The organism is Lysinibacillus sp. F12, from assembly GCF_057773605.1.
In genome coordinates, this window is the sequence record NZ_JBYMLP010000001.1 from 1,337,688 (window position 1) to 1,362,487 (window position 24,800).

Consider the following 24,800-nt stretch of genomic DNA (forward strand, 5'->3'; position numbering starts at 1 on the left):
ACTTTTTTCACTGTGACAAAATTTTGACGAATGAAAGACAAAGAGATACTATTCAAACTATAGGAAAGGGGCAACGAGCTATGAAACCGCATTTAATCGTGTTAGATTTAGATGGTACTTTATTAACAGACCAACAACAAATTTCCTCAAAAACAAAAAAATCATTATTGCAGGCTAAGGAACAGGGGCATCAAGTGATGATTGCAACTGGCCGTCCATATCGTGCTAGTGATATTTATTATCATGAGCTTGGGCTTACAACACCAATAGTCAATTTTAATGGAGCTTATGTGCATCACCCTAAAAATGCCTCTTGGCAGCATATGCACACTCCCATTGATTTAAGTGTTGTCCATGATGTCGTTCATTCCATTAATAGTTATGAGTATGAAAATATTATTGCTGAGGTAAAAGATGATATTTATGTACACACAGAGGATGATCGCATCTTAAATATTTTTAATATGGGTAATCCCAAAATTACACTTGGGGATTTATACACACATCTCTTAGATAATCCTACAAGTTTACTGATACAGGCAAATGAAGCCAATTCTGTCATTATTCGTGACCATTTACAGGCTGTACACGCTGAAGTTATTGAACACCGTCGTTGGGGAGCACCGCTTCATATTATAGAAATTGTTCGCCGTGGCTTAAATAAAGCAGTAGGCATTGCACACGTAGCAAAGGATTTAGGTATTCCGCGTGAACGCATTATTGCATTTGGTGATGAAGACAATGATTTAGAGATGATTGAATATGCTGGAATTGGCGTAGCGATGGGGAATGGTATATCAAGCCTTAAAAATATTGCCAATGAAATAACTACGACAAATAATGAGGATGGGATTGCAAAAATACTCATCGAACGCTTGAAATTATCATAGTTAAGTAGTAACTTCAAGTTACTATACCATTTTTACCAGTTTAACTTTATTCAGTGGTACCCCTTCCGGTTGACTTAAGTGAGTACCGACTGAATAAAGCTAAACAGGCTTTAAAAAGTAAGTTGAAATTAGGGGGACAAGAGAATGAAGATTTTTACGGATAGTGGATGTGATTTACCAAAGTCTTACTATGAAGAAAATGATGTCGTGCTACTCCCTTTACGAGTGCAATTGAACAACAAAGAATATGAAGATGTCATTTCCATTGATTCCAAAGAGGTTTATGATGGAATCCGTCAAGGTGCCCAACCAAAAACATCTCAAGTATCGCCAGAGCTTTTCTTGAAGCACTTTGAAGATTTAGCCAAAAAAGAGGAGGAAGGTATCTATATTGCCTTTTCTTCAGAATTATCCGGCACATATAGTACTGCTCAAATGATTCGGAATCAAGTATTAGAACAATATCCTTCATTGAAGTTAGTCATTATTGACTCTAAATGTGCATCACTAGGACATGGACTTGTTGTAGAAGAAGCTGTTCGACTTAGAAATTTAGGAACCTCCTTTGAAGATGTAGCGACTAGAATTAGCGCTTTCGCTCCTCAGATGGAGCATTTATTTACAGTTGAAGATTTGGACTACCTCGCTAAGGGTGGGCGTGTCTCAAAGGCTAGTGCCTTTTTAGGTGGTCTTCTAAGTATTAAACCTATTTTAAATGTAGAAGATGGCAAGCTTGTACCGATAGAAAAATCACGTGGTCGTAAAAAAGCACTTAATCGTATGCTGGATTTAATGCAGGAGCGTGGAGGTAGCTTTACGAATAAAATTGTTGGTATTAGTCATAGTGATGATGTGGCCTTTGCCAATGAAGCAAAGGCATCCATTCAGGAGCGTTTTTCTCCACAGTCGGTTCAAATTACAATGATTGGCTCAGCGATCGGTTCACATGTGGGGCCGGGCACTATCGCAATCTTCTTCACGAATAAGAGCTATCAAGGCTAAGCCATGAATGATTGGCATTGCCGAGCTGTTTGAACTTCACTGAATGAAAACAAAAATAGCATGTTAGGACGACTCCTAGCATGCTATTTTCTTTGTGAAATTATTAAGAAGCGTCTTGTTCTTGACGACGAACTTTTCCTCGTCTAATGATGATGACAACAAAGCCAATAAAGATGACCCAAACTAAGCCAAGAGCAACCATATACGGCACGTTTAATCCCTCATCATTTCGAACCTGATAAATCTCTACCATTTCTCTGTCTAAAATAACTGGATAAACTTGCTTTTCATTTATACGAACTTTTTCCTCATGTAAAATCCCGTTTAGCATTTTCCCTTCACCCAGTTGTTCAGGTGTTAAGTCCACGCGTTGTGTTTTGCTCGTATTATTAACCATAATTACCCATTGTTCTTCATCCGAAGTACGTGTAAAGACAAGTAGACCATTTTCATTTGTAATGACTTTAAAATCACCATTACGTAGAGTGGCAGACTGATTTCGTAAGGTTTGAACATTTTTTATATAATCAATTAATTCTTCATCTGTTTTAAAGTTATAAAGTTGATGTGTATCAGGTTTAGCTTCCCCGTTCATCGCAATTTCTGTACCATATTGGACAACTGGAGTTCCTGGCATCATAAATAAAGCACCCATAGCCATTTTTAAACGTGTAGGCGGGAACATATTTTCATTCGCAGAATCGAATGTAAAACGGTGGGTTTCTAGAGAATCTACCATAATTTGCGTCGGTTTTTCTCCTGAAAATGGCTCTGTTAATTTAGACGAGTCCATATCAACATTCTTAAAGATATTACGATAAATTTCTGCTGTCTCCGTTGAGAAGGTTGCATCAAAATCAGCATCGCTCGCTTCATTTGTTATGACATAAAGAGAGGCTTTAGTATCTTTTAATGCAGCTATCATGTTATTTATAAAATCCGTATCAGCATCTGAAATATGGGTTAATCGAATCCCACCAATATCATATGTAGAAACAAAATCTATGGCTGATTGAATAAGCGCTTCTTGCACGTCTTTATTCGATAAATCCCACTGAATTTGCCCATTATTCGTAGAAGCAATCCAGTCTGCTTTGGCAGCATCCTTTGCCCATTCATGATTAGGACTTACATCACTGAGTGGGAAATCCACCATGATAGACATGTTTTTAGCTTTATAGGCCTCTACAACACTTTGGAATTCTTCTGTAGTCCCAAAATGGCGTTCAATCGTAGAATAGCTTGTTGGCATAGATCCATCATATTTTTCTGTAGAGTAAATAGGTCCAATGGAAACAATTGTATAACCCATTTCACCGATAAATTTTAATTTATCTTGTAGACCTGTAAAATCCCCCCCTGCAAATTTCGAAGGGTCTTGCGTATTTGTATCAAAATCGTTTGTGCCCGAGCCATTAAAGAAACGGTCAACGAGTAAATCATAGATGCTCTCTTCTGCAATCGATGTTGTCGCTTTTGCATCCGCATGCGCAACAGGTGTAGTACTTACAAATGTAGTAGCTAGTAAAAGTGATGCAGCTGTCGCACTTATCCACTTCTTGAATTTCACTGTTATTCCCTCTCTTTCAAACCAATCCATCGTCATTTTACCAAATAACACTGTCTCGTCGCTATCATTTCAAAAGATTTTACGAAAATGCGGAACGAATTACGGCAAAAAGGTGTCCGTTCACTTCCATTTCAGTATGCTATCTGCTTAAAAAAAATAAAAGCCGCGAAGCACATACTTCACGACTTTCACCAAATATTATGCTAAGAAATTTTGACCCATTGGTAGCTTGAAGCCTAGGAACAATGTAATCAATAAGAATACTGCAAATAAAATCCAGAACATGCCAGTTGGTTTATTTTTCTTTTGGCGTACTAATACCATTTCCATCATACCAATTACTAGAATACCACCTATGAATTTAAAGCCGTAAAGCATGCCCATGTTGTAATTCATGCCTTCAATGAATAATGCCCCACCTGTAATGATAATTAGTACATAGAATAGACGCAATGTCATATGTAAGCCTTTTGATTGCTTGCCCATTAGCGCAGCGATTAAAAAGATAACAATAGCTACTACCCACGTAGTAATATGCAAATGCGTTTGGCTAGTTAAAAAACCCATGTTTGTCCCACCTCATTCATTTTTCTATCAAACTCTATCCTACCATGCGATGGAAAGGGTTTCAAACATTACAATAGTGTTCACATAATTTACACTATTTGCGACTTAGAAACTCCCTAGAAAGCAACTTACACAGGGAGTAATAAAAAAATCCGCGGAGTAAAGACTCACACGGATTCCCTTTTATTATTCAAAATGGTTGACTAAAGTACCAATGCCTTGAATAGATACTTTTACTGTATCTCCAGCTTTTAAGAATTGTGGCGGGTTCATGCCTTTACCAACTCCTGCTGGTGTACCTGTTAAAATAACATCGCCTGGCTCTAGTGTTACATGCTCAGATAGGATAGATACTAAAGTTTCAACTGAGAACATCATGTCCTTCGTCGAGCCGTTTTGGCGTACTTCATCGTTTACTTTTGTGACTACTGTTAAGTCCTGAGGATTCGGAATTTCATCCTTTGTTACAAGGTATGGTCCAAGCGGACAAGTGCCCTCCAAGCTTTTACCTAAGAAGAACTGTTTATGCTTCTCTTGTAAATCACGAGCTGTTATATCATTGGCAATTGTATAACCAAAAACATAATCATATGCTAAGTTTTTCGGAATGTTTTTACCACGTTTTCCAATAACGATAGCAAGCTCCCCTTCATAATCCATTTTAGATGAAAGGTCCGCATGGATGGAAAGCGTTTGTCCATCTGCTGCAATAGCCGTTGGTGATTTTGTAAATACCATTAATTCCGTTGGTGCTGCCTCTGCACCCATTTCTTTGGCATGTTCATTATAATTTTTACCTATACACATAATATTTTTAGGTGTACGTGGGATTGGTGAAAGCCACTCGATTTCTGTAAATTCACGTTTAAAACTATTAGCACGATCTGATTTTTCAGCTGCTTCTACTAATTTACGAATCTGTTCAACAAAATCAAAGCCTAAAGCAATGCCATCTACAATTGAACTTGAAAAAGAAGGGAGAACTTGAAGTTCATTTTGAATAGCGAGTACATCCCATACCGCTTCTTCTTTTTTTACTTTTGGTCCAAAGCTTACATGTCCACCTAATTTGAATGATAAAATTTTCATGATTGAAAGAGCTCCTTCTTTTTTCTACATGATACAACAATATGATAGAAATTGCCTCACTTTTGCGACAATAATTTTATAAGTTGTTATATCTTCATAAATTATGCATGTGAAGCGGAATATATTATCATATTTTTCCTTTTTCCTTATACGTTAATTTGCGCCATAAAGCCTCTAACGGACCTTGCTTCCATTTTGATAACCAAATTTCGGCTATGATCATTTGTACAACAATTATTCCAAAGGCAATGAATACACCTGTTTCTACACTTATTTTCCCATACCAACCAAAGCCAAATTGATAGAATAAACACGTGCCGATTATGGATTGCAATATATACATCGTTAACGACATTCTTCCAATTTTGCCAAAAGGACTAAGTAGCTTAGGTACAATTGGCAGCAGGCAAAGTAGCACTATGACCGCGATATATCCCACAGAAAGGATAGGGCCACCTATGTATACCTTTAAATAATCTAATAAATATGTCCGTGTAAGCATAATAGGCAAACTTTTGATTGTTATGCCGATAATCAATCCGGCAAGGGCAAGTGCTAGCCACAGCCATTTTAATTCTTTTGCTCGCTCTACTAGACGCCATTTTGATGCAGCTGCGCCTATTAACATATATGGTAAAATAGTAAACAATGCGGCAAACCACATCCCTATACTTGCTTGCATCGATAAGTCTGTTAAGCGTTGCATAAAGGCATCTAGCCAGTTTCCAGTCCCATAAGCCGTAATCGCCTTCTCAACAGATACAATATCTAAATAGTCATCCACCTTCGTATTAAACTCCATAATCCCTAAAACAAATAACATAAAAACTTGCATCAAACCATTCATGATAATTGCACTAATCAATAACCAAATAGGGCTTAAACGTAGTAAAAGCACTAAAAATACCCCACAAAAGGCGTACACCATTAAAATATCGCCCCACCATATAAGTACGGCATGTATTAAACCAAAGGCAAATAATACAGAAAGTCTTCGTAATCCTAGCGTATAGAAATTTTGCTCACGACTTTGTGCTTTTTGCCACTGCATGGCAAGCCCATAACCGAATAGCATCGCAAATAGTGGATAAAAGCTACCTTGTACATAAATATCTAAATTTTTCTGCCAAACGATATCGGATGGTGTTGTAAACCAAGATGCCAAATCAATATGCGGCATTGGCAAATAAAATGCATACATATTTACGAGTAAAATACCTAATAAACTAATACCTCGTAAAATATCTAATGTTGCCAGTCGATTCTGCAACATTGTCGGTTTAAACTCCACAAAATAGCCCCCTCTTAAATAGCAGCTATGGTGTAAGCAGAGCAAGCAAAAATTGCATGACTCCGCTTTCCATAACAAATGCTTATGCCTGTACAGTTTGTTCATTATCGAATAAATACAGCACTTTTTCACTTACTTTAATTTGTAAAATCGATTCAATAGCTTCACTATAAACACGAAGCTGAACAGCATAACGCCCCATTATTTCCTTTGTCAGGGCGGGCTCCTTTGCAAAATGTGGGAGGATGCGGTCTGTCTTGTAATCTAGCAAGACCCAGTTACCATATTCATCCTCAAACAAACAATCGATAATCCCTTGGACGATTTGAGCATCCCCATCTTCATCTACTCTACTAATAGTAAATGGCATTTCTCTACGTATCTGTCTTGCCTGCTTAAAGCGTTGTCCAATTTCGGTATGAAAGAAATGATAAACTTTCTTTATCGGAACCACTTTTCCCTCTGCCTCTGTTAGTAGCTGTTTTGCTACTAAATTTGCTACAAAGCCTTTTACAGCTTCAATAGTATCAAAGCCAAACTGCGGAATATGCTGCATCACTGTATGTACAGCCGTTCCTATTTCCGCGCCTGTTAGCTGTTGATCCTGTAAAAAGGTTGGTCGTGGTGCAATAGAAGCTGAAGTCCGCTTAGCTGGAGTAGCAAAATAATATTCTGGCTCCTCCTGACGCTGTAAGTTTTCTAAACGTTTAATTTCACTGACCGACGTTTTAGAGCGTTTTCTTGTTGATTTTTGATACGTATACTGCGCGTGAAAGCGTGCCTTTATTTCAGATAAAAGTGCCTCATCCTCTTGTGTTGTAAGGTGTTGTTGTATTTCATCATTAAATGCCTGTATATCATACGAATAATGTCTCGTATCAATGGGCTGTATCCACCAATGGGATGGACTGTCCAATTCTTTATATGAAGTGGTAGCTTGGGAGGCAAAGTCACCATGTCTTGCCACAGCTGGTCCAATCCAGTCTAGATAACTATTAGCTCTAGCCCGCAAATATTCTTGAAGCTGAGCATCACTCGGTATATTTTGTGCATCCTGCCAGTTGTCTCGTGTTTTCTCCCAATTTTTCACGGAGCCCACTAAAATCAAACGTTCCTTTGCACGTGTCATGGCAACATATAAGACACGCATTTCCTCTGCACGCATTTCCAGCTCTTTTTTCTCTTTCAGCGCCAAAAACGGTAATGAAGTATAAGTTATTCGATTTTCTGGGTCAATGGCCTTTACAGCTAGGCCAAAATCTTGGTCGAATAAATAAGGATGATGAAAATCCATCTTATTAAATGGGCGTCCCATTCCTGCCACAAAGACTACAGGGTATTCTAATCCCTTGGAGGAGTGAATGGTCACAAGGCGTACTACGTCGTCCTTTTCACCAATTGATTTAGCAGTCCCTAAATCATCTCCGCGTGTACGCATCCGATCTATAAAGCGTAAAAAGCGGAAGAGTCCTCGAAAGGCCGTTTGCTCATACATTAATGCACGATCATGTAAGATACGTAAATTGGCCTGCCGCTGCTTACCATTGGGCATTGCACCAACCATTTCATAATAATGTGTATCTAAATAAATCTTCCAAATTAAATCTGATAGTGATCCACGCCGTGCTAAATCTCGCCAATTTTCAAAAGCTAGCATAAAGCGTTGAAGTTTTTCAAATGTAGTCGTCTGTACTCCCTGTCCTTCACTTCGAATAAATTGTCGTAATGCATCATAGAAAGGTACCTTTGAATCAGCTAAGCGGATTTTAGCTAATTCATTTTCCGTCAAGCCAACAAAAGGTGCACGCAGTACAGAAGCCAAGGGGATGTCCTGATAAGGGTTATCCACTACCTTTAGGACATTTAATATAATCATGACTTCCAGTGCATCAAAATAGCCCTTGGACGACTCTGCATAAAGTGGAATACCCGCTAGTTTAAATTCCTCCACTAAATCCGTCGACCATGTCATAGAGCGCATTAAAATAACAATATCACTATACTTCAATGGCCTTTCTGTCATTGATTTCGTATCATAGACAGTGGTGCCATCTTCCATCATCTGTCGTATACGATCAATAATAAAGCGTGCTTCATATTGTGACTTTTTTAATTCCTCTAACTCAGATGCTTCATCAGTTTTATCCTCTTGCTCGTCTACTGTTTCCTCATCCTGTGGAGGATGCATCACGACAAGCTCAACAGGTACTTCTTTTTCATCATAGGGCGCTGCTGGCTTTAATGACGCATTGTCATCATAGAGAATTTCGCCGACACGCTCACCCATAATTTGAGCAAAAATATAGTTTGTCGCGTTCAATACCTCTTTACGACTACGAAAGTTGGCATTTAAATCGATACGCATGCCCGTTGCATCAGGCGTTTCCAAAAACTCACTATATTTCCTCATAAAGAGCTTAGGTTCGGCTAAGCGGAAACGATAAATACTTTGCTTGACGTCTCCCACCATAAACAGATTTCCATCCTGTTCTTCTCCTGATTTGACAAGTTGTAAAATCGTTTCCTGTAGCATATTTGTATCCTGATATTCATCCACAAGTACTTCCTTAAAACGTTTTTTCAGATCAAGCGCTACGGGGGATGGCTGTAGCTCTCCATCTACCTCAACTGTTAAAATTTGCAGTGCATAATGCTCTAAATCTGAAAAATCAATAATACCTCGCTCTAACTTGGCAAGTCTGAATTGCTCACTAAAAATAGTCGTCAATTCCACTAATGTGCCAATGATTGGCGCCATCAAGCGTATTTCTTCTAGCAAACGTGCGGGGGTGCGAATAAAATAGGTTTCTTTCATTTTATTCATAATTTTTTTCGCTGCTTCCCGCTTTTTCTTTGCAAGCTCCTGTAACTCCACGTCTACTAAAGCATCCTTTGATACTCGCTTTAATGTAGACCACTTGACAGTCGCAAAATAATCAAAGAGTTCCTGCCATGTACCTTCCTGACTTATTCGAATCCCTTCCTGAATCATAGCAAAATCAATTTCTGCCGTTTCAGCATATGGGGCTGGTCCATCGGGTTGGAGGGTAATTGCTCGCATTTCTGAAATTAGTACGAAGGCTTCCTCCAAACTATGTCGAACAGTCAATTTAACATAGTGGGATAGCTCTAAATCATCAATTGTCACTTCCTCCGCTAATTCATAAGCTTTCGGTAAGCTCCACAGCCATCTTTGAGGCTCTGCGTGTACCCGAGAAGTATCATAAAGCTTACTAATCAGCGTTTCTATAGCCTGATCATCTCGATCTGACGTAAAGCTATCCACAAGTCGATAAATAGCTTGTACCTGTGTCTCTTCTTCAGAATCATAGGCTCCTTCTAAAACATCCGCTACTATATCATCTCTTAATAAGGCTACCTCTGCCTCATTAGCAATACGAAATCCAGGATCGATGTCGAGCAAATAAGCGTACTGTTTAACAATTGCTAAACAAAAAGAATGCAATGTTGATATTTGCGCCTTATTAATAAGACTCAGTTGTCGTCTTAAATGACTGGAAGTTGGATTTTCTACTATAGCCTTTTCTAGAGCTTCTGACATTCGATGGCGCATTTCAGCTGCTGAAGCATTCGTAAAGGTCACCACCAGTAGCTCATCTACATTGATGGGATTGTCAGTAGCAATAACTTTTTCAATCATACGATTAATCAGTACCGCTGTTTTCCCAGACCCCGCTGCAGCCGACACAAGTGTATCCTGACCACTAGCGTAAATGGCTTTCCACTGATCGTCTGTCCATGAGACATCCGCCGGCTTTATAGGAATTGTTTGGACCATGCTACTCTATCTCCTTCCGAATTTTATCAACAATTTCATTTGGTTTCGCTTGCATTAACTGACGATAGTTTTGTTTACCATCAGATGGATCAAATTGACAAACTGCTGCAAACTGACAATAATCACAGGCCGTTTTGGATTTTAATTTATACGGGCTGATGGCCGTGTCACCAGACAAAATCCCATTCCCAGCCTCCTGATGCTTACGACGTACGAAATGCTGAAGTCTTTTCATATCCTTCACAGGCACAATGCGAGATTGCGATTCAGAAGGTGTTCCATCTTTTTTCATATAGACTGGGATAATTTTTGAGTGACCACTACTTTCCTCTAACTGCTCGTCCATTGATAAAATGGATTCAGCATTCTCAGACAGTAGACCCTTCATTTTATACTGCTTTAATCGGTCCTCTTCTATTTCACTATCCGTCATATCCTTATCTAGTTTTAACATGGGGTTATGGACATGGACATACAGTACCCCAGCAGGTTCTGTTTCCCCTGGAAGCCAATAGGTGCTATTTTCCATTGCCACGTCTAAATAGGTAAGAACCTGTAAAGACAAACCATAATAAACCTCATTTAAATCTAGATCTCGAGCTGATGATTTATAATCAACAATCCGTAAATAAGAGCGGTCATCTATCGTGGCACTATCTATTCGATCAATACGCCCTCGCATAAACATTTTCTTACCACTAGTCAAATCAATCTCAAGAGGGGGAAGCTGTTCATGTTGTCCTGGGCCAAACGATGCCTCGATCGCAATTGGTTTAAAGTGAGACACATTTGCATGCTGCGTCAATGCCATCATCGTGCGTTCCACAATTCGAATAAGCTTACGCTGAATATAGCGATAACGTGCACTAGACAATAAAATTTGATGGGAGAAGACAGGAACAATTTGCTCTACTGCTTGACGTGCCAACTGTTTAATTTGTTGTTTTGTTAAACGAATCCAGGATAGTTGCAGTCGGTGAGTTTCCTCTGTTATCCACTTTAACGCCTCATGGAATAAATCACCCATTGCAAAGGTTTCCAAACGGTACTCCGCACGTTCTTCTAAACGTAGACCATACGTTGTGAAATGAGAAAATGGACATCTAAAATATTTCTCTATTCGAGACACACTAGATGTGAGCTTTTGCCCATATAACTCTTGTGTTATATAGGTTTCCAATGGCTCTGCTTCATTTTTATGAGTAATTGGATAATGTACCCGATCAAAAATAAGTGCCCAATATGGGTCCTGTTGATAAAATTTTTGTAACGCTAACCATTCTGGTGCTAGCTCACGGCTATGCTCTGCCTGACGTAGTTGCACCATTAAATGTGCTAACGCTGTTCGCGGATGGCGTAAATACGGTAAAGCACTTTCATCTAATAATTCAATTGGATCCATTACAACACGCTCCGCTTGAACACCACTCAACAACCCAGCTATTTTGTCGTTTCCGATGAATTTTTTTATATAAAGAGACGATAACAGTGCCTTTCCTTCTTCATCTGCTGTTGGATACGTCAAATAAAGCTTGTTTGACGGTGTGGAGGCCGCTCGATAAAATAAGAAATTTTCCTGTAATAAACGGTTAGAAGAGGTTGGTGCCAGCTCATAACCAATTTGACTAAACCATTCACGCTCTGTATCTGACAATAAACCTTCATATTCCATCCGAGTTGGATACACACCATCATTCATCCCTAAAACAAAGGCCACTTTAATATTGGATAAACGAGCTAAATCAACCGTCGCTACCATAACCTCATCTAAGGTTGGCGGAATGCGAGAAAATTCTAATGTATCAAAGCCCTCATCAAGAATTTTAGCCGCTTCCTCCACTGACATCTCCTGCTCGCCAAACATATAGACAAATTGATCCAGTACATTGATCCATTCATTCCAAGCTTGCTCATGCTCACTCGCTGCGAGTGCATCTCCTCGCTCAAGCTCACGATCCTTCATAGCTTGAAGCTTCTCATATACCTGTAATGACTCTACTAGCTCAAATAAAGCGGTGGCAATATCCTTACCTGTTGACGCTATACTAAGTTTGTCTTGTAAACTCTTTAACGGTTGACGAATTTCGTCACGAATTGCCTCAATTTCTGCTTGCATCGCACGTTCTTCATCTGTTTGTACACGCGAATGGAACTCAAGCCCACGATACTTTTTATAAAACCAACGAGGCTCTTCAAACCAACGTTCACCATAGATTCCTTGCGCTAAGCAATAATTTTCCAATCGATCAGCTCGTTCACGCCAGATAGTTAGCTCCGCTTGTAAGGGGAAAAACAAATCTGTTTTTACACTTCGAAATACAGGCTCATACTTCCAATTAGACGTCATGATTTCTAATGCCGAACGACTAAGCTCTATCAATGGATGATGGAGCATTGTTTTTTTAGTATTTGTAAATATAGGAATTTCATATTGTTGGAAAATACTTGTAATCAATGGATCGTAAAGCTCTGCTTGTCGATATAAAAGGACTATATCTTGATAACGATAGCCATATTCTCTTGTAAGCTTTGTTATTTCCCGGGCAATCGCGTGAACCTCCGCTCTACGATTGGATGCTTCAAATACCATTACATCTCCAGAAGTTTTTTTGGTGTGGGGCACCATATTAGCAAAATTTGCCTCTACATGTTGTAAATCTTCAGATTGAAATCTTTGAGTATAATAAAAATGTAAAGGTGGCTCAACGTCTATGCCTTCTTCATTTGCAATATCATGTAATCGCTGATTCGTTAACGCCGCTTCATGAAAAAGAGCCTGTTCATCAAAAGCTTCGTCTATATGATCAATCGGAAGAACCACAGTTACCTGTTTAGTGACCTTAAGCAATTCACGGACCAGCTCTAACTCTCGCACCGTAAAGGCCGTGAAACCATCAATGTAAATGGTTGCTTGCTTCATCGTTTCAGCATACTTCAATTGCTCCGTTAAAATCGGATAATAACCCTCACTATCGACATATGTCGTACCAAGGCGTTCCTCTAATGCCTGCAAAACGACATATAAATCATTCGTTTTGGCTTGTAAGGTATTTGGCGCGTCAATTGCCTTTAAGGATTCCTTTACCTCAGCTAAAACAGAGCTATTTACACTATATCGACTAAATTCTTTTAAAAGTGTTTCAATTTCCTCCGTAAAACCACGTTTTCCAGCAGCTTGTCGGAATAAGGAAAACTCACTTTTTTGTTCCTCCAAAAGTTTACGGATTAGCATTCGATAACCATAGCCATTTACTTCTTTACGAGCAATCCCACCTGTCTCCTGTAAAACGAGCCATGCTAAACGCTTAAACGTCATCACTTGTGCGCGAATTAAGCCTTGCAAACCATGCCTATTCGTTAGCTCATATTCCGTAGAATAAGACATCTGGTCAGGAACAATTATAAAAATAGGATGACCTAGTGGATCACTCTTTAGCTGTTCAACAATTTCTTGATGAATAAATACCGATTTCCCTGTTCCTGAGCGTCCTGAAACAATTCGCAATGTCATATCCGTTTCCCTCCTCTATAGATTGCCTTCTACCTATCTTGATTGAGCGTTAGTAGCGATTCACTAACATTTATATATAAATTATTTTTTATCGTTTCTATCACTAAATCATATTCCGTTAAAAATGATTACGCCATTAACAACGATGGTTAGCTATCTTAAATTCTATCGAAAAAAACTAGCAAATACTATCTATCAACCTTCGATAGACAATAAAAACCAATGAATTCATTTCACAAAAAAACAGCCTCTTCAGCTATTCAAAGAGGCTTCAACTATTTATCTTACATGGTGATCCTGATTTTTCGTCAAATTTCGCGCTTGTTTTAAATCTCTCTCTACACGGGCATTCAATCGCTTCTCAATCAGCTTACCGATAAACCATAAAACAACAATTGCAACAGCTGCAATTATTAATTTCACGGGGCTTGTTAGTAACGATTTTAAATCATATCCCAATACACTCATACCTAAAATCATGACGAACTTGCCGGCTAGTAATACGACTAAGTAAAACTTCTTATGAATATGAGATAAACCCGCTACAATATTCACGATGACAGAAGGTGTAAAAGGGAAACATAGGAGGACAAAAAGAGGGCTTATACCATTCATATCCACCCACTTAATAAGCTTCTGTACTTTCTTACTGCCAGTTATAAATCGCAACCTTGGATGTTTTCCAAAATGTCGGACAAGCAAAAACACTACATAGGAGCCAGCTGCAGAACCCAACCAAGATAATAAAAACCCAAGCCATAAGCCAAATGCACTTGCATTAGCTACAACGAACACCACTAATGGTAGGAATGGTAAAAACGCTTCTAGAAAAGGTAGCAGTAAACCAATGATGGGGCCGAGTGTTCGATACTGCGCCGCCACAAGTTCAATATTTTCTACTGTAAACCATTCTTTCAATATCGACACCTCTATTTATACTGTAAAATTAAATGAAAAATTGTTAACCCTTCAGATGTATTTCGATATTCATGGGGTTGATGCCCCGAGAATACTAGTGTATCCCCTTCATCCAGTAATTCATGCATATCTCCGGCAGAAATAGCAGCTTGTCCTTTGATGATCATGACAGTTTCCTCTACCCCTTCTGTATGGGCTTCACTCCTACTAACAGCTCCCGGCTCCATTTCAACCTTGTAGAATTCCCAGCCTCGTTCTGGATTATACGGAATAATTGAATAGACACGATAGCGTCCCTCATCCTCATCAACATGTGGCACATCCTTACTGCTATAACGCATGAAATGAGCTGTTGGCGGCTGTAATAATGAAGAAAATGAAATACGCATACCAGCAGCTATTTTCCAGATGGTTGATACCGTAGGATTGGCCTCTCCTTTTTCTATTTGAGCGAGTTGCGCTTTACTAACGCCTGTCGCTTTGGCAACATCATCTAAGCTTAAATGACGTTGTTGTCTAATTTTCTTTAATTGAAAGGCTAAATTTCGACTCATTTGTTCCATTTATAATCACCAATTTTCTATTGTTTATTTTATCAGACATATGTATACTTTAATAAACATCAAGAACTATCAAACTATTCCATCAACAGTATACATGGAAATTTTTAAGAAAGGATGACCTATTTATGACAAGTACAACAGAGCTTCATCATGATCCGGCAACAAGCTCTCCTAACGATAGCTTTATACAAGGCGTGAAGGATTGTGTACCCACTTTACTCGGTTATATTAGTATAGGACTTGCATTCGGTGTTGTAGGTTCCGCTTCAGGACTATCAGTGCTTGAAATCGCCCTTTTAACTATATTGATTTATGCAGGCTCTGCACAATTTATCTTTTGTGCACTACTTTTAACAAGTAGTCCTGCTTCTGCTATTATTGTAACCATTTTTGTCGTCAATTTACGCCATTTATTAATGAGTTTAACATTAGCACCTCATTTTACGCGTTATTCCATGCTTAGAAATGTAGGCTTCGGTACTTTATTAACAGATGAAACCTTTGGAGTGGCTGTGACTAAGCAAATGCAAACCGGTAAATTATACGGTAAATGGATGGATGGGCTTAACTTAACTGCGTATCTTTTTTGGATTTTATCTTGTGTCACGGGTGCCTTCTTAGGGCAATGGGTGGCAAATCCTGAACAATGGGGATTAGATTTCGCCTTAATCGCTATGTTTGTCGCTCTTTTAGTTTTACAATTGAGTAGTGTCGGCAAAAGTAAAATCGTGCATTATATTAAGTTAATCGGCTATATGGCTGTTATTATGTATGGTCTATCTTATATAGTACCTTCACATGTGGCTGTTTTACTAGCAACAGTAATCGTAGCAACCATTGGGGTGGTGACAGATAAATGACAACAACCGCTTATATGGTATGGCTAATTATTGGCTGTGCGCTTGTCACATGGCTACCACGTGTCATTCCTTTTATTTTTGTACGCAGTGTTACACTTCCAGATGTTGTCCTGAAGTGGCTTAGTTTTATTCCTGTTTGTATTTTAAGTGCTCTTGTCATTGAAAATTTAATCGATACCGAAAGCGGCAAAATTGTGACGCTTGATTGGCCTGTCTTTATTACATTTATTCCAACGCTACTTATTGCACTGATTACGAAAAGTTTATCTATTACTGTCGTTGCAGGAGTGATCATCATGGCAGCTGTGCGATTTTTCATGTAAAAAGGTCAGTCCCCCATGAGGACTGACCTTAGACTGCTGTAGACAAACTCAATGAAATAAAGTAAAGCCGTTGATTTCCACTACGGGCGGACGCTTTCCGCGGGCGGGGTCGAGCTGCTTCCCTCGCTTCGCTCAGTCCAGGATCTCGACTTTCCCGCTTTTCCCGCAGGAGTCGCCGCCCTTCGTTCCCATCAACTTCTACATAAAGTACCCCATCTACATAGGTAAATTTTTGAGAAACATCGAAACCTTTGAATGGTGCTAAGTGTCAAGCCTTTCCCAATATACAGAAAGTAAGAATCACAAAAAACTCATTCAACGCCATATTGGGGAACTGTATGTGGAGGAAGCTGAACATTTATGCCATTCCTATGACATCAAACAAATTTATGCAAGCGTAAAGAAACGATTGAGCATGTCTTTGCCGATTCAAAGGAAAAGCATGGAATGTGATGGACAACCTAGAGGTCTGAAAAAATTATCCATGCAGGCGATACCTACTACTTGCTGCCATGAATTTAAAGAAACTAGCTACTTGGACGTGGCAGGCGGCTTCAAAGAGTTCTTATACTTGAAGAGTCTGTTTTATTGGATATCAAATTACCATTTTTAAACATAATGAAAGAGAAAAAAATGACAAAAGGAATCGAGTGTGAACTTCTCAATTCCTTTTGTCGACAGTCTGAGGTCAGTCCCCCATGAGGACTGACCTTGTTTATTTCTTCATTTTACTTGCTAGCCAAAAGCCCACTGTCAATGAAAATGCATCTATAACGAAAATAATTGGTGGAGATGTATATCCAGCATATACTGAGGCAGCGATAAGCGCAATGGCCAATAATAGGGCAACATAGCGATTAAACGTAATTCTTGTGAACAATAGCACCAATAAAGCAGGTATGAAGAGCGCTAACATCATTTTGCCAAAAACGTCCATTATATATCCCTCGGCTCAGCTAATAGTAATCCAATTCGGTAATGATCATTACTATAAATTACATGCTGCGTTAAACGAATTTCATTGTTTCGATCTAACACTTCAAGACGACAATGAGCTGCATTTAATTGTAATGCCTCGTATAATTCATTTTCTGTAAAAATAGAAACACCATTTACTTTCCGAATACATTCCCCTGCAAGTAAGCCCATTTTCTCAGCTGGCGAATCAGGAAGCACTGCTGCAATAATAGCACCCTTTGTGCTAGGTGCTACCGCATAATGATCTGTTTTATCCTGCTGAGCATAATAAATGGAGATGATGATACGGATAATCGCTCCCAACCCAAGCGTCATATAACCGATCATTGGTTCAAGATATGCAGCCAGTCCCCCTATTAAAATAAGCTGTCCAAGTATCACTACAGAACGTCCAATTTTAGGTAATACTAGGGCCGGTAATTCCCTTCTTATCAGCTTGGAAAAGCCAATTACGAGTGGGAAAAGGACGAGTGCAAAGCTAGTATCCCCAATCGTAAACTGTGGCCAGTACGGGAATACAGCAGAAATCGCATCACCAGGCATAACAAAGAAAATGGGCAATACCCAAACATTTCTTGAACGATAGACAATCGCCTGCATACCTCGTTTTGTTTTTTCCATACCAGGTGTTGTGACCTTTATTGCCGCACGTCGAATTAAAAGCCCTTCAGCAATGACGCAAAGACCTACAATAATAGAAATGGTAACGATAGCCCCATTCTCTAAATCGACACCTGCCAGGGAAATGCCCCCCCAAGTAAATGACCAATTGTAGTAAAACATAGCCCATATTGCTAGCGTTGCTACACCCATGGTTAAAATAGGTGACAAAGCATTCAGGAAATACAATACGAGCCCTACGATAGAGACTGCTATTACAAGGATTAAAAAAACTTTTGGAACGGTAAGGCCTGCCGCCACACTAATCAGGGAAATAAGCAAAGCATAAAGCCATCCATCTTTCCATTGTCCGATTAACTCTGTCCAGCCCCAAATAATCCGTCTATTAAAATATTTACGCTCCTGCTTTACGCGACGATAACCTAATAAAATAGCAAATATTATGGCTATATACAGTAATGGGTTGAGTAAAAAGCGGCCAATCGCTGTTACAATTTCTAATAAAATCTCACTAACCATACGAACACCCGCCGTTTCTATCTTGAATACTATGAATTTATTGTATCAAACGACTACACTCTTGCGTAGTACAAACTCATAGAAAGCTTTGTATTATGGTATTTTTGTTCTACTAATTAGTTTATTGTTCGATTGTGTGTAGTAAAAAACTAGTTGCCATTTGGAATTGTTGATCATTCTGACGATCTGTTTTATAATTTTTCAATGTTTCATTCAAGCTATTAAAGAAGGTCGTATCCATATAAAATTCATCTTCTGCTAGCTTTAATTTTTTCTGTTTTCGATAAAGGTTAACCGCTTCAGCCGTTGTATCATCCATATAGCCATCTAACCGATCTATTTGATAGCCAAGTTTCTGCAAGGCATTTTGTGAATAAGAAATTTCCTCGCTCATATCGCCCACTTTAAACTTCCCTGTCAGTGGATGTAGTTGAAAAGCGAACAATTCATTTTGCTCAATTACTAAACTAGCCTCGATGCCTTGCCCATGAATCCATTCTCGCTTCGGTGTTAGCCATTTATTTGTAGATAATTTAAGCTCTCCTCCATTAGAAAGCTCCCATGATTCCTGCACCGTTCCTTTCCCAAAGCTCTTCACTCCAACAAGAGAAGCACGTCCCCAGCTTTTTAAGGCTCCGCTTAATACTTCACTTGCAGAAGCACTACCTTGGTTTTGTAAAACAACAATCGGAATCTTGTTCATCTTTTCTAAATATTTTTCATCGATACCTTTTGTTTGTGTTTTTAATGGTTCCATAGCACCTTCAGCATTTTGCATATATGCAAATACCTTGCCACTATCTAATACTGTGCTTAGTAGCGCTGCGACGCTATGTAAATAACCCCCTGGATTATCACGAACATCAATAACAATTCCTTCAACGTCTTTCCGAAGTAACTTACTTGTTTCAGCAACCCACTCATTTGCCGTCTTCTCACCAAACAGAGAGATAGAAACATAGCCAATTGTCGTGTCCTCTACTTTTACAACTTCACTTGAGACCGTCTTGTTAGAGATAGCTGCCCGTTCCATCGTCATTTTAATATGCTTATCCTCACTTGGACGGTACACAACAATAGTTACCTTCGTCCCCTTCTCCCCTTGAATTAAATGCATTAATTCACTCATCGTTTTCCCATCTACACGAACACCATCAACTTGTACAATTTCATCAAGTGAACGCATACCAGCCTTCTCTGCTGGTGATGAACGAACAGGGGAAACTACGATAAATTTCCCTTTATTTTCTGAGAGTTCAATACCAATACCTACTCTTTCCTCAGCTAGCATTTGTCGATGTTGCTCAGCCTCTTCCTTGGAATAATAAGTGCTGTAAGGGTCCTTAATGGCATCTGCCATACCTCGAAGGGCTCCTTCCACCAATGCATCCTTTTTTGTATTGTACACTGATTTTTCTTCAATGAGGGTTATGGCCTCACCAATTGTGTCAACCTCCGTAACAGGCTCCTTTTTATCACCCATATTAAACCAATCAAAGTAAATACCACTGCCTACCACTAAACTACTAAGTAGGACACCGACACCGGCCGTTAATTTGCGCAAATCTTCCCTCCTCCGTCTCTTTTACTGTATGACACTATTTTTTCAAACATACAAGATTGCTTTTCAAAATTATGAAATGAAGAGATACTTTCTCTCAATTTGTGAATAATTGGCATTATCCTACTGGAATTTGGCCTCACCATGCGCGAGCTTCTATTCACTTAAAGATTTTTCATCACTGAGTCAGTGAAAAATAAAAAAAACTGCTCGTTTCAACTATAGAAATCGAACAGATTTTTTATGAACTAATCTAATGCATCTACATATTCTTTTAACATATCCACGTCCATTGGTCCTTTGATGGCACGCTGAATATAACCGTTAGAATCAATAAAATAAGTGGTCGGTATGGTAATAATTTGATAGTCCGAGCCGGCTGAATTTTCAGGGTCCAACAAAATTGGGAATGTTAGCTCAAAGCTATCTCTAAAAGTCATCACCGTATCCACTTTCGCATCAGCTGTCACATCACGCTCAGCGGATGTTAAATTGACAGCTATGATTTCAACATTTTTTTCTTTCCCATATTCATCATAGAAACTTTGCATATGAGGCATTTCTGCCTTACATGGTGGACACCATGTCGCCCAGAAATTTAACACAACCTTCTTTCCACGAAGATCACTTAATTTGACGTTTTTCCCGTCTAAGCTTGTTAACGAAAAATCAGGCGGCGTATCTCCATTGCCTAAACCAATTTTTCGCTCCTCAATATCCTTGCCAAGAGCAGATTTCTCAATTGCTCGGTCTTCATCAATTTGCTGTTTTACATATGTACCAATCATCGCAACTACTAAAAGCACGACAATCAGCAGTCCAATATTTTTTTTCATCCTTTACCTCCCTCTTTGATTCCTTCTTGTTCTAAAACAATACCAAGACAAAGCAATACTAGACTAATACCTACAGCCGTTTGCCATATACCAAGTGGCTGGAAGAAAGCAACAATGCTTAGGCCAGTAGTATAAAGTATTAAGCCACGCTTAATCCCCTGCATTTTCCATAGTATGAAGATGGTCAAAACACTTAGTACCAGTAATGTAGTGATCTCACTCGTTGTAGAGTTGTCGTTGAGCAGTACAACAAGCCATTGATAAATGGATTGGGTTAAGATGATTGCCCAGCTATACGCCATCACATGATGGCCTTGTAATGGGAGCTTTTGTCGCTTCCGCCATATTTGCAAAGATGCAACAATGGCGCCAAGAAAGACGCCAACCGTACCTCCGTTGAAATATAGTAAGGAGATGGGTTGCGCCACAACCGTTTTAAAGTCAGTGACAAGCAAGCTAAATTTCCAAACAAGTATAAACGTAAAGGCTGCATCACTATATGCCTCAGACCACTTTTTTGAAAATTGTAAACGTAGAATAAGCCAAACTATGAAAAATGTAATAAGCAGAGCAATTGCAGTTGCTGGTAAAGTTAGTGCTCGGATGGAGTACCAATCTGTATTGATCACTCTATAATCCACCTCCGAAAGATACATACAGCATAGCATAGAACGTTTTCAAAATAAGCCTGTTTCACATTGTGTTCAGAAAATCTTAAGAAATATACCCCACTATGTATATATTCATCATAACATTAAATAGAATTTGATAATAGGAAAAGGAAGGTGCCTCCCTTTTTCAACACTACCTTCAATAATTACTGTCTATCAAATAGTTATGTTTAGCTAGTAATTCTATTATTTTTTGCTGGAGCACTAAACATAATTAAGAACTTCATAATGTTGAAGGACAAAAAAAAGCTACACACTAGATTGGCTCTAATGTATAGCTTATAGTTTTTACAACGGAATATATTTTAACGGGTTTACACTACCAACTGCCTGTCCTCTCCAAGGACCAATGTGCACTTCGAAGTGTAAGTGTGGACCAGTAGAACGACCAGTACTACCCATTGCAGCAATTTGCTGTCCCTGTGTTACTTCTTGTCCTACACTCACATTAAATGAATTTAAATGTGCATATACAGTTGTATAGATTTGCCCATCTACCGAATGTGTAAGAATGACCACATTTCCATATGAGCTTAATGGTGCAGCGTAAGCAACTACACCATCTGCTGCTGCCCAAATTGGTGTCCCTGTTGAATTGGCAAGATCTACACCATAATGGAATTCTGGGCCTGCTCCAAGGTTACGCCATCCATAAGGTGATGTTAAACGACCATTCGTTGGTTTTATCCATGTGCCGTTTGATTGAGGGGCATTGACTGTACCACCAGATGAGCCACCACCGCCATTGTTGGCAGCAGCTGCAGCTGCTGCAGCCGCGGCTGCTTTACGCTTTGCTTCTTGTTGACGAGCAATTTCTGCTAAACGCTTTTGCTCAGAAATAATTTGATCCTGTAATTCTTGGCTTACTTCCAAAGCCTCTGAATACTCTTTTTCAAGTAATACTTTTTCTGATTTTAGCTTTTCTTGCTCTTTTTCTAATTGGTCAACTAATTTATTTTTCTCAGTTTTTTGGCTATTTAATGAAGCTTTTAGTCGTTCAAGCTCCGCTCGTTGGCCTTCTAATTTTTTTCGTTTTTCTTCTACACTTTGCTTTTGTTCTTCTAATTTTTGCTTATCATCTTTTTGATCTTGAATAATTTGACGATCCGCTTCCATTAAGGCATTGACCGCAGAGAATCGATCAATAAAGTCTACAAAACTATTAGAACCTAATAATACGTCTAAATAGCTAACAGAGCCTCCTGCTTGAATTGCTCGAGCTCGCTCTTGTAACAAAACATCGCGCTCTTCAATTTTATGCAAAAGTTCTTTAATAGACTCTTCTAGTTTTTTTATTTCTTCATTTGTTGCTTGAATTTCGGTTTGTACATTTTTTATATCACTATTTGTTTTGTCGATTTCAGCGTTTAATGCTTGAATTTGATCTATGATTTTTTGTTGTTTTTCTTGATTGGCTGTAATTGCATTTGATTTGTTTGAAATGGATGAATTTAATTCATTTTTCTTTGTTTCAATTTGCTTTTTTTCTTCTTTTAAATCCGATAAACTTGTTGCAAACGCTGATGGAGTTTGGATAAAAAGAATGAGAGCAGATGCTACTGCAAGTGTTTTCAATGTGTTTTTCGCCTTACTTTTCACCGATTGAACTCCCCTTCGACTATTCATTTTCCCACTCACAAATATCCGCTGTGAGTGCTAAACTAAATTTTTAAAAATTTACGCACTGACATGAAGCTTCCCCAAATACCGATCAATACACCAATGAGTAACAAAAGACCGCTCACTTGATACACAAGTGGAGAAAAATCTAATACTTGAATGAGCTCACCTTGTAAACGAGGTGCAATAATTTTATATATATTGTGGTAAAGGGTTGTGACAACCGCAATCGGAATAATAGAACCTAAAATACCGAGCCACATTCCTTCCAATAGGAAAGGGATACGCACAAATGAATTCGTGGCACCTACTAGTTTCATAATTTCTATTTCATCTCGTCGAGCAATAATCGTAATTCGAATAGTATTTGAAATTAAGAAAATTGCTGTGAATAATAACCCTAAAATAAGCACGATTCCTACATTACGACTCATATTTAAGAAGTTAAATAGTTTTTCTACTTTTCCTTCGCCATACATAACGTCATATGTATACTCATATTTATCAATCGTCTTCGCCACTTTTGCCGTTTGCTGAGGTTCAGTAGCTTTTACATAAATTACATTACGTAATGGGTTACTTTGCTCAAATAGTTTAAAATCGTCACCAAAATCTTTGACTAATTTGGTTAACTCATCTTCCTTAGTTGAGTAGTTCATTTCTAAGACACCAGGTAATTTTTTAATTTTCTCAATGAGTGCTTTTTCAGCGGCCTCATCTGCTGTCTCATCAATTAAGACTTTTATCTCAACGTCGTTTTCTAAATCAGTTGCCACCTTATTTAAATTCATCATAATAAGCGCAAAAACGCCAACTAGAATAAGTGTAACTGTGACTGCACTGACAGACGCAATAGTCATCCAGCTATTTCGTCCAAGCGACTTTATACTTTCACGGAAGTGGCGCTTTACTGTACTAAATTTCATAGCCGTATTCACCTCCGTGTTCATCACGGACAATTAAACCGCCCTCAATAGCGATCACTCGACGTCGAATCGTATTGACAATTTCACGGTTATGGGTCGCCATTACAATGGTTGTCCCCCGCGCATTAATTTCCTCAAATAAATTCATAATCTCCCATGAAGTTTCTGGATCAAGGTTTCCCGTAGGTTCATCCGCAATCACAACTTTTGGTACATTGACGATAGAGCGTGCAATGGACACACGTTGTTGCTCTCCCCCTGAAAGCTCATTCGGAAACATTCTGGCTTTATGCTTTAATCCAACAAGCTCTAAAACTTCCATAACGCGACGTCTGATCTCATCAGGCTGTTCCTCGATTACTTCTAGTGCAAACGCTACGTTCTCATACACGTTCAAACGAGGTAATAATTTAAAATCTTGGAAAACAACACCAAGTTGACGACGCAAAAAAGGGACTTTCTTATTCTTTAACGTTGCTAAATCGATACCATTAACAATAATCTGCCCTGACGTTGCTTTTTCTTCACGGTACATCAATTTGATAAATGTAGATTTACCTGCACCACTTGGGCCTACTACATACACAAATTCTCCCTGCTTTATATTTACAGAAATACCATTTGTCGCAACAACGCCATTGGGGTACTTCTTTGTCACATTTTTCATTTCTATCATGATTAAACC

The 24,800-nt window shown here is 38.8% G+C and carries 20 protein-coding genes and 1 pseudogene; 5 read left to right on the forward strand and 16 right to left on the reverse strand.

What is annotated here, in order from left to right:
• Positions 1–80 precede the first annotated feature (80 nt).
• Positions 81–890, forward strand: coding sequence for a Cof-type HAD-IIB family hydrolase (locus AC3CH7_RS06695; protein WP_031418748.1), 810 nt, complete (start codon positions 81–83; stop codon positions 888–890).
• Positions 891–1,034: 144 nt separating this feature from the next.
• Positions 1,035–1,892 (forward strand): DegV family protein, encoded by an 858-nt coding sequence (locus AC3CH7_RS06700; RefSeq protein WP_012292944.1) that lies wholly within the window; start codon positions 1,035–1,037, stop codon positions 1,890–1,892.
• A gap of 103 nt (positions 1,893–1,995) precedes the next feature.
• Here the strand turns inward: AC3CH7_RS06700 and AC3CH7_RS06705 are convergent, their stop codons facing one another.
• The 8 genes from AC3CH7_RS06705 to AC3CH7_RS06740 form a co-directional block, all read right to left on the reverse strand.
• Entirely contained in the window at positions 1,996–3,462 is a 1,467-nt protein-coding gene (locus AC3CH7_RS06705; RefSeq protein WP_036214815.1) for an alpha-amylase family glycosyl hydrolase, read from the reverse strand.
• Positions 3,463–3,660: 198 nt separating this feature from the next.
• Complete coding sequence (locus AC3CH7_RS06710) at positions 3,661–4,029, reverse strand: YisL family protein (RefSeq protein ID WP_012292941.1); 369 nt, start codon at positions 4,027–4,029, stop codon at positions 3,661–3,663.
• Between the two features lie 186 nt (positions 4,030–4,215).
• On the reverse strand, positions 4,216–5,118 hold the full coding sequence (locus AC3CH7_RS06715) for a fumarylacetoacetate hydrolase family protein (protein WP_012292940.1): 903 nt from the start codon (positions 5,116–5,118) through the stop codon (positions 4,216–4,218).
• A gap of 127 nt (positions 5,119–5,245) precedes the next feature.
• Positions 5,246–6,409 carry a DUF418 domain-containing protein gene (locus tag AC3CH7_RS06720; RefSeq protein WP_426388353.1) on the reverse strand — a complete coding sequence of 388 codons (1,164 nt, stop codon included), beginning with the start codon at positions 6,407–6,409 and terminating at the stop codon, positions 5,246–5,248.
• An 82-nt stretch (positions 6,410–6,491) separates the two neighbouring features.
• On the reverse strand, positions 6,492–10,208 hold the full coding sequence (gene addA / locus AC3CH7_RS06725) for a helicase-exonuclease AddAB subunit AddA (protein WP_488381626.1): 3,717 nt from the start codon (positions 10,206–10,208) through the stop codon (positions 6,492–6,494).
• Position 10,209: 1 nt separating this feature from the next.
• Positions 10,210–13,719 (reverse strand): helicase-exonuclease AddAB subunit AddB, encoded by a 3,510-nt coding sequence (gene addB / locus AC3CH7_RS06730; RefSeq protein WP_488381627.1) that lies wholly within the window; start codon positions 13,717–13,719, stop codon positions 10,210–10,212.
• A gap of 279 nt (positions 13,720–13,998) precedes the next feature.
• On the reverse strand, positions 13,999–14,637 hold the full coding sequence (locus AC3CH7_RS06735) for a TVP38/TMEM64 family protein (RefSeq protein ID WP_012292936.1): 639 nt from the start codon (positions 14,635–14,637) through the stop codon (positions 13,999–14,001).
• An 11-nt stretch (positions 14,638–14,648) separates the two neighbouring features.
• A complete protein-coding gene (locus AC3CH7_RS06740) occupies positions 14,649–15,200 on the reverse strand; it encodes a helix-turn-helix domain-containing protein (RefSeq protein ID WP_012292935.1) in 552 nt (183 codons plus the stop codon).
• A gap of 125 nt (positions 15,201–15,325) precedes the next feature.
• On the opposite strand from AC3CH7_RS06740, the gene AC3CH7_RS06745 reads away from it, so the two are divergent.
• The 3 genes and pseudogenes from AC3CH7_RS06745 to AC3CH7_RS06755 all read left to right on the forward strand — a co-directional run.
• Positions 15,326–16,060, forward strand: a complete 735-nt coding sequence (locus AC3CH7_RS06745; RefSeq protein ID WP_012292934.1) for an AzlC family ABC transporter permease — start codon at positions 15,326–15,328, stop codon at positions 16,058–16,060.
• Entirely contained in the window at positions 16,057–16,383 is a 327-nt protein-coding gene (locus tag AC3CH7_RS06750) for an AzlD domain-containing protein (RefSeq protein ID WP_012292933.1), read from the forward strand. The genes AC3CH7_RS06745 and AC3CH7_RS06750 overlap by 4 nt, the downstream gene beginning before the upstream one ends.
• A gap of 242 nt (positions 16,384–16,625) precedes the next feature.
• A pseudogene (locus AC3CH7_RS06755) lies at positions 16,626–16,958 on the forward strand (transposase); the annotation flags it as partial.
• Positions 16,959–17,098: 140 nt separating this feature from the next.
• On the opposite strand, the gene AC3CH7_RS06760 reads toward AC3CH7_RS06755, so the two are convergent.
• The 8 genes from AC3CH7_RS06760 to ftsE form a co-directional block, all read right to left on the reverse strand.
• On the reverse strand, positions 17,099–17,320 hold the full coding sequence (locus tag AC3CH7_RS06760; protein ID WP_012292931.1) for a DUF2198 family protein: 222 nt from the start codon (positions 17,318–17,320) through the stop codon (positions 17,099–17,101).
• A complete protein-coding gene (locus AC3CH7_RS06765; protein ID WP_031418731.1) occupies positions 17,320–18,501 on the reverse strand; it encodes a PDZ domain-containing protein in 1,182 nt (393 codons plus the stop codon). Before AC3CH7_RS06765 ends, AC3CH7_RS06760 begins: the two co-directional genes overlap by 1 nt.
• A gap of 121 nt (positions 18,502–18,622) precedes the next feature.
• The gene (locus AC3CH7_RS06770; RefSeq protein ID WP_012292929.1) at positions 18,623–20,065 is read right to left on the reverse strand and encodes a S41 family peptidase; all 1,443 of its coding nucleotides are present in this window, start codon (positions 20,063–20,065) and stop codon (positions 18,623–18,625) included.
• A 245-nt stretch (positions 20,066–20,310) separates the two neighbouring features.
• The gene (locus tag AC3CH7_RS06775) at positions 20,311–20,898 is read right to left on the reverse strand and encodes a redoxin domain-containing protein (protein WP_012292928.1); all 588 of its coding nucleotides are present in this window, start codon (positions 20,896–20,898) and stop codon (positions 20,311–20,313) included.
• Positions 20,895–21,527, reverse strand: a complete 633-nt coding sequence (locus AC3CH7_RS06780; RefSeq protein WP_031418729.1) for a hypothetical protein — start codon at positions 21,525–21,527, stop codon at positions 20,895–20,897. The genes AC3CH7_RS06775 and AC3CH7_RS06780 overlap by 4 nt, the downstream gene beginning before the upstream one ends.
• 330 nt (positions 21,528–21,857) lie before the next feature.
• Entirely contained in the window at positions 21,858–23,168 is a 1,311-nt protein-coding gene (locus AC3CH7_RS06785) for a murein hydrolase activator EnvC family protein (protein ID WP_031418728.1), read from the reverse strand.
• 62 nt (positions 23,169–23,230) lie between these two features.
• The gene (gene ftsX, locus AC3CH7_RS06790; protein ID WP_031418727.1) at positions 23,231–24,115 is read right to left on the reverse strand and encodes a permease-like cell division protein FtsX; all 885 of its coding nucleotides are present in this window, start codon (positions 24,113–24,115) and stop codon (positions 23,231–23,233) included.
• Positions 24,105–24,791: a cell division ATP-binding protein FtsE gene (gene ftsE / locus AC3CH7_RS06795; RefSeq protein WP_025116775.1), complete on the reverse strand. Its 687-nt coding sequence runs from the start codon at positions 24,789–24,791 to the stop codon at positions 24,105–24,107. The genes ftsX and ftsE overlap by 11 nt, the downstream gene beginning before the upstream one ends.
• Between the last annotated feature and the right edge of the window lie 9 nt (positions 24,792–24,800).

What these genes read in the sequence shown, in the direction of transcription:
- AC3CH7_RS06740 (WP_012292935.1), bottom strand. Translation starts at nt 15,200, where the DNA reads ATGGAACAAATGAGTCGAAATTTAGCCTTTCAATTAAAGAAAATTAGA.
- ftsX (WP_031418727.1), bottom strand. Translation starts at nt 24,115, where the DNA reads ATGAAATTTAGTACAGTAAAGCGCCACTTCCGTGAAAGTATAAAGTCG.
- AC3CH7_RS06750 (WP_012292933.1), top strand. Translation starts at nt 16,057, where the DNA reads ATGACAACAACCGCTTATATGGTATGGCTAATTATTGGCTGTGCGCTT.
- AC3CH7_RS06775 (WP_012292928.1), bottom strand. Translation starts at nt 20,898, where the DNA reads ATGAAAAAAAATATTGGACTGCTGATTGTCGTGCTTTTAGTAGTTGCG.
- addB (WP_488381627.1), bottom strand. Translation starts at nt 13,719, where the DNA reads ATGACATTGCGAATTGTTTCAGGACGCTCAGGAACAGGGAAATCGGTA.
- AC3CH7_RS06695 (WP_031418748.1), top strand. Translation starts at nt 81, where the DNA reads ATGAAACCGCATTTAATCGTGTTAGATTTAGATGGTACTTTATTAACA.
- AC3CH7_RS06765 (WP_031418731.1), bottom strand. Translation starts at nt 18,501, where the DNA reads ATGGTTAGTGAGATTTTATTAGAAATTGTAACAGCGATTGGCCGCTTT.
- AC3CH7_RS06700 (WP_012292944.1), top strand. Translation starts at nt 1,035, where the DNA reads ATGAAGATTTTTACGGATAGTGGATGTGATTTACCAAAGTCTTACTAT.
- addA (WP_488381626.1), bottom strand. Translation starts at nt 10,208, where the DNA reads ATGGTCCAAACAATTCCTATAAAGCCGGCGGATGTCTCATGGACAGAC.
- AC3CH7_RS06760 (WP_012292931.1), bottom strand. Translation starts at nt 17,320, where the DNA reads ATGGACGTTTTTGGCAAAATGATGTTAGCGCTCTTCATACCTGCTTTA.
- ftsE (WP_025116775.1), bottom strand. Translation starts at nt 24,791, where the DNA reads ATGATAGAAATGAAAAATGTGACAAAGAAGTACCCCAATGGCGTTGTT.
- AC3CH7_RS06715 (WP_012292940.1), bottom strand. Translation starts at nt 5,118, where the DNA reads ATGAAAATTTTATCATTCAAATTAGGTGGACATGTAAGCTTTGGACCA.
- AC3CH7_RS06745 (WP_012292934.1), top strand. Translation starts at nt 15,326, where the DNA reads ATGACAAGTACAACAGAGCTTCATCATGATCCGGCAACAAGCTCTCCT.
- AC3CH7_RS06710 (WP_012292941.1), bottom strand. Translation starts at nt 4,029, where the DNA reads ATGGGTTTTTTAACTAGCCAAACGCATTTGCATATTACTACGTGGGTA.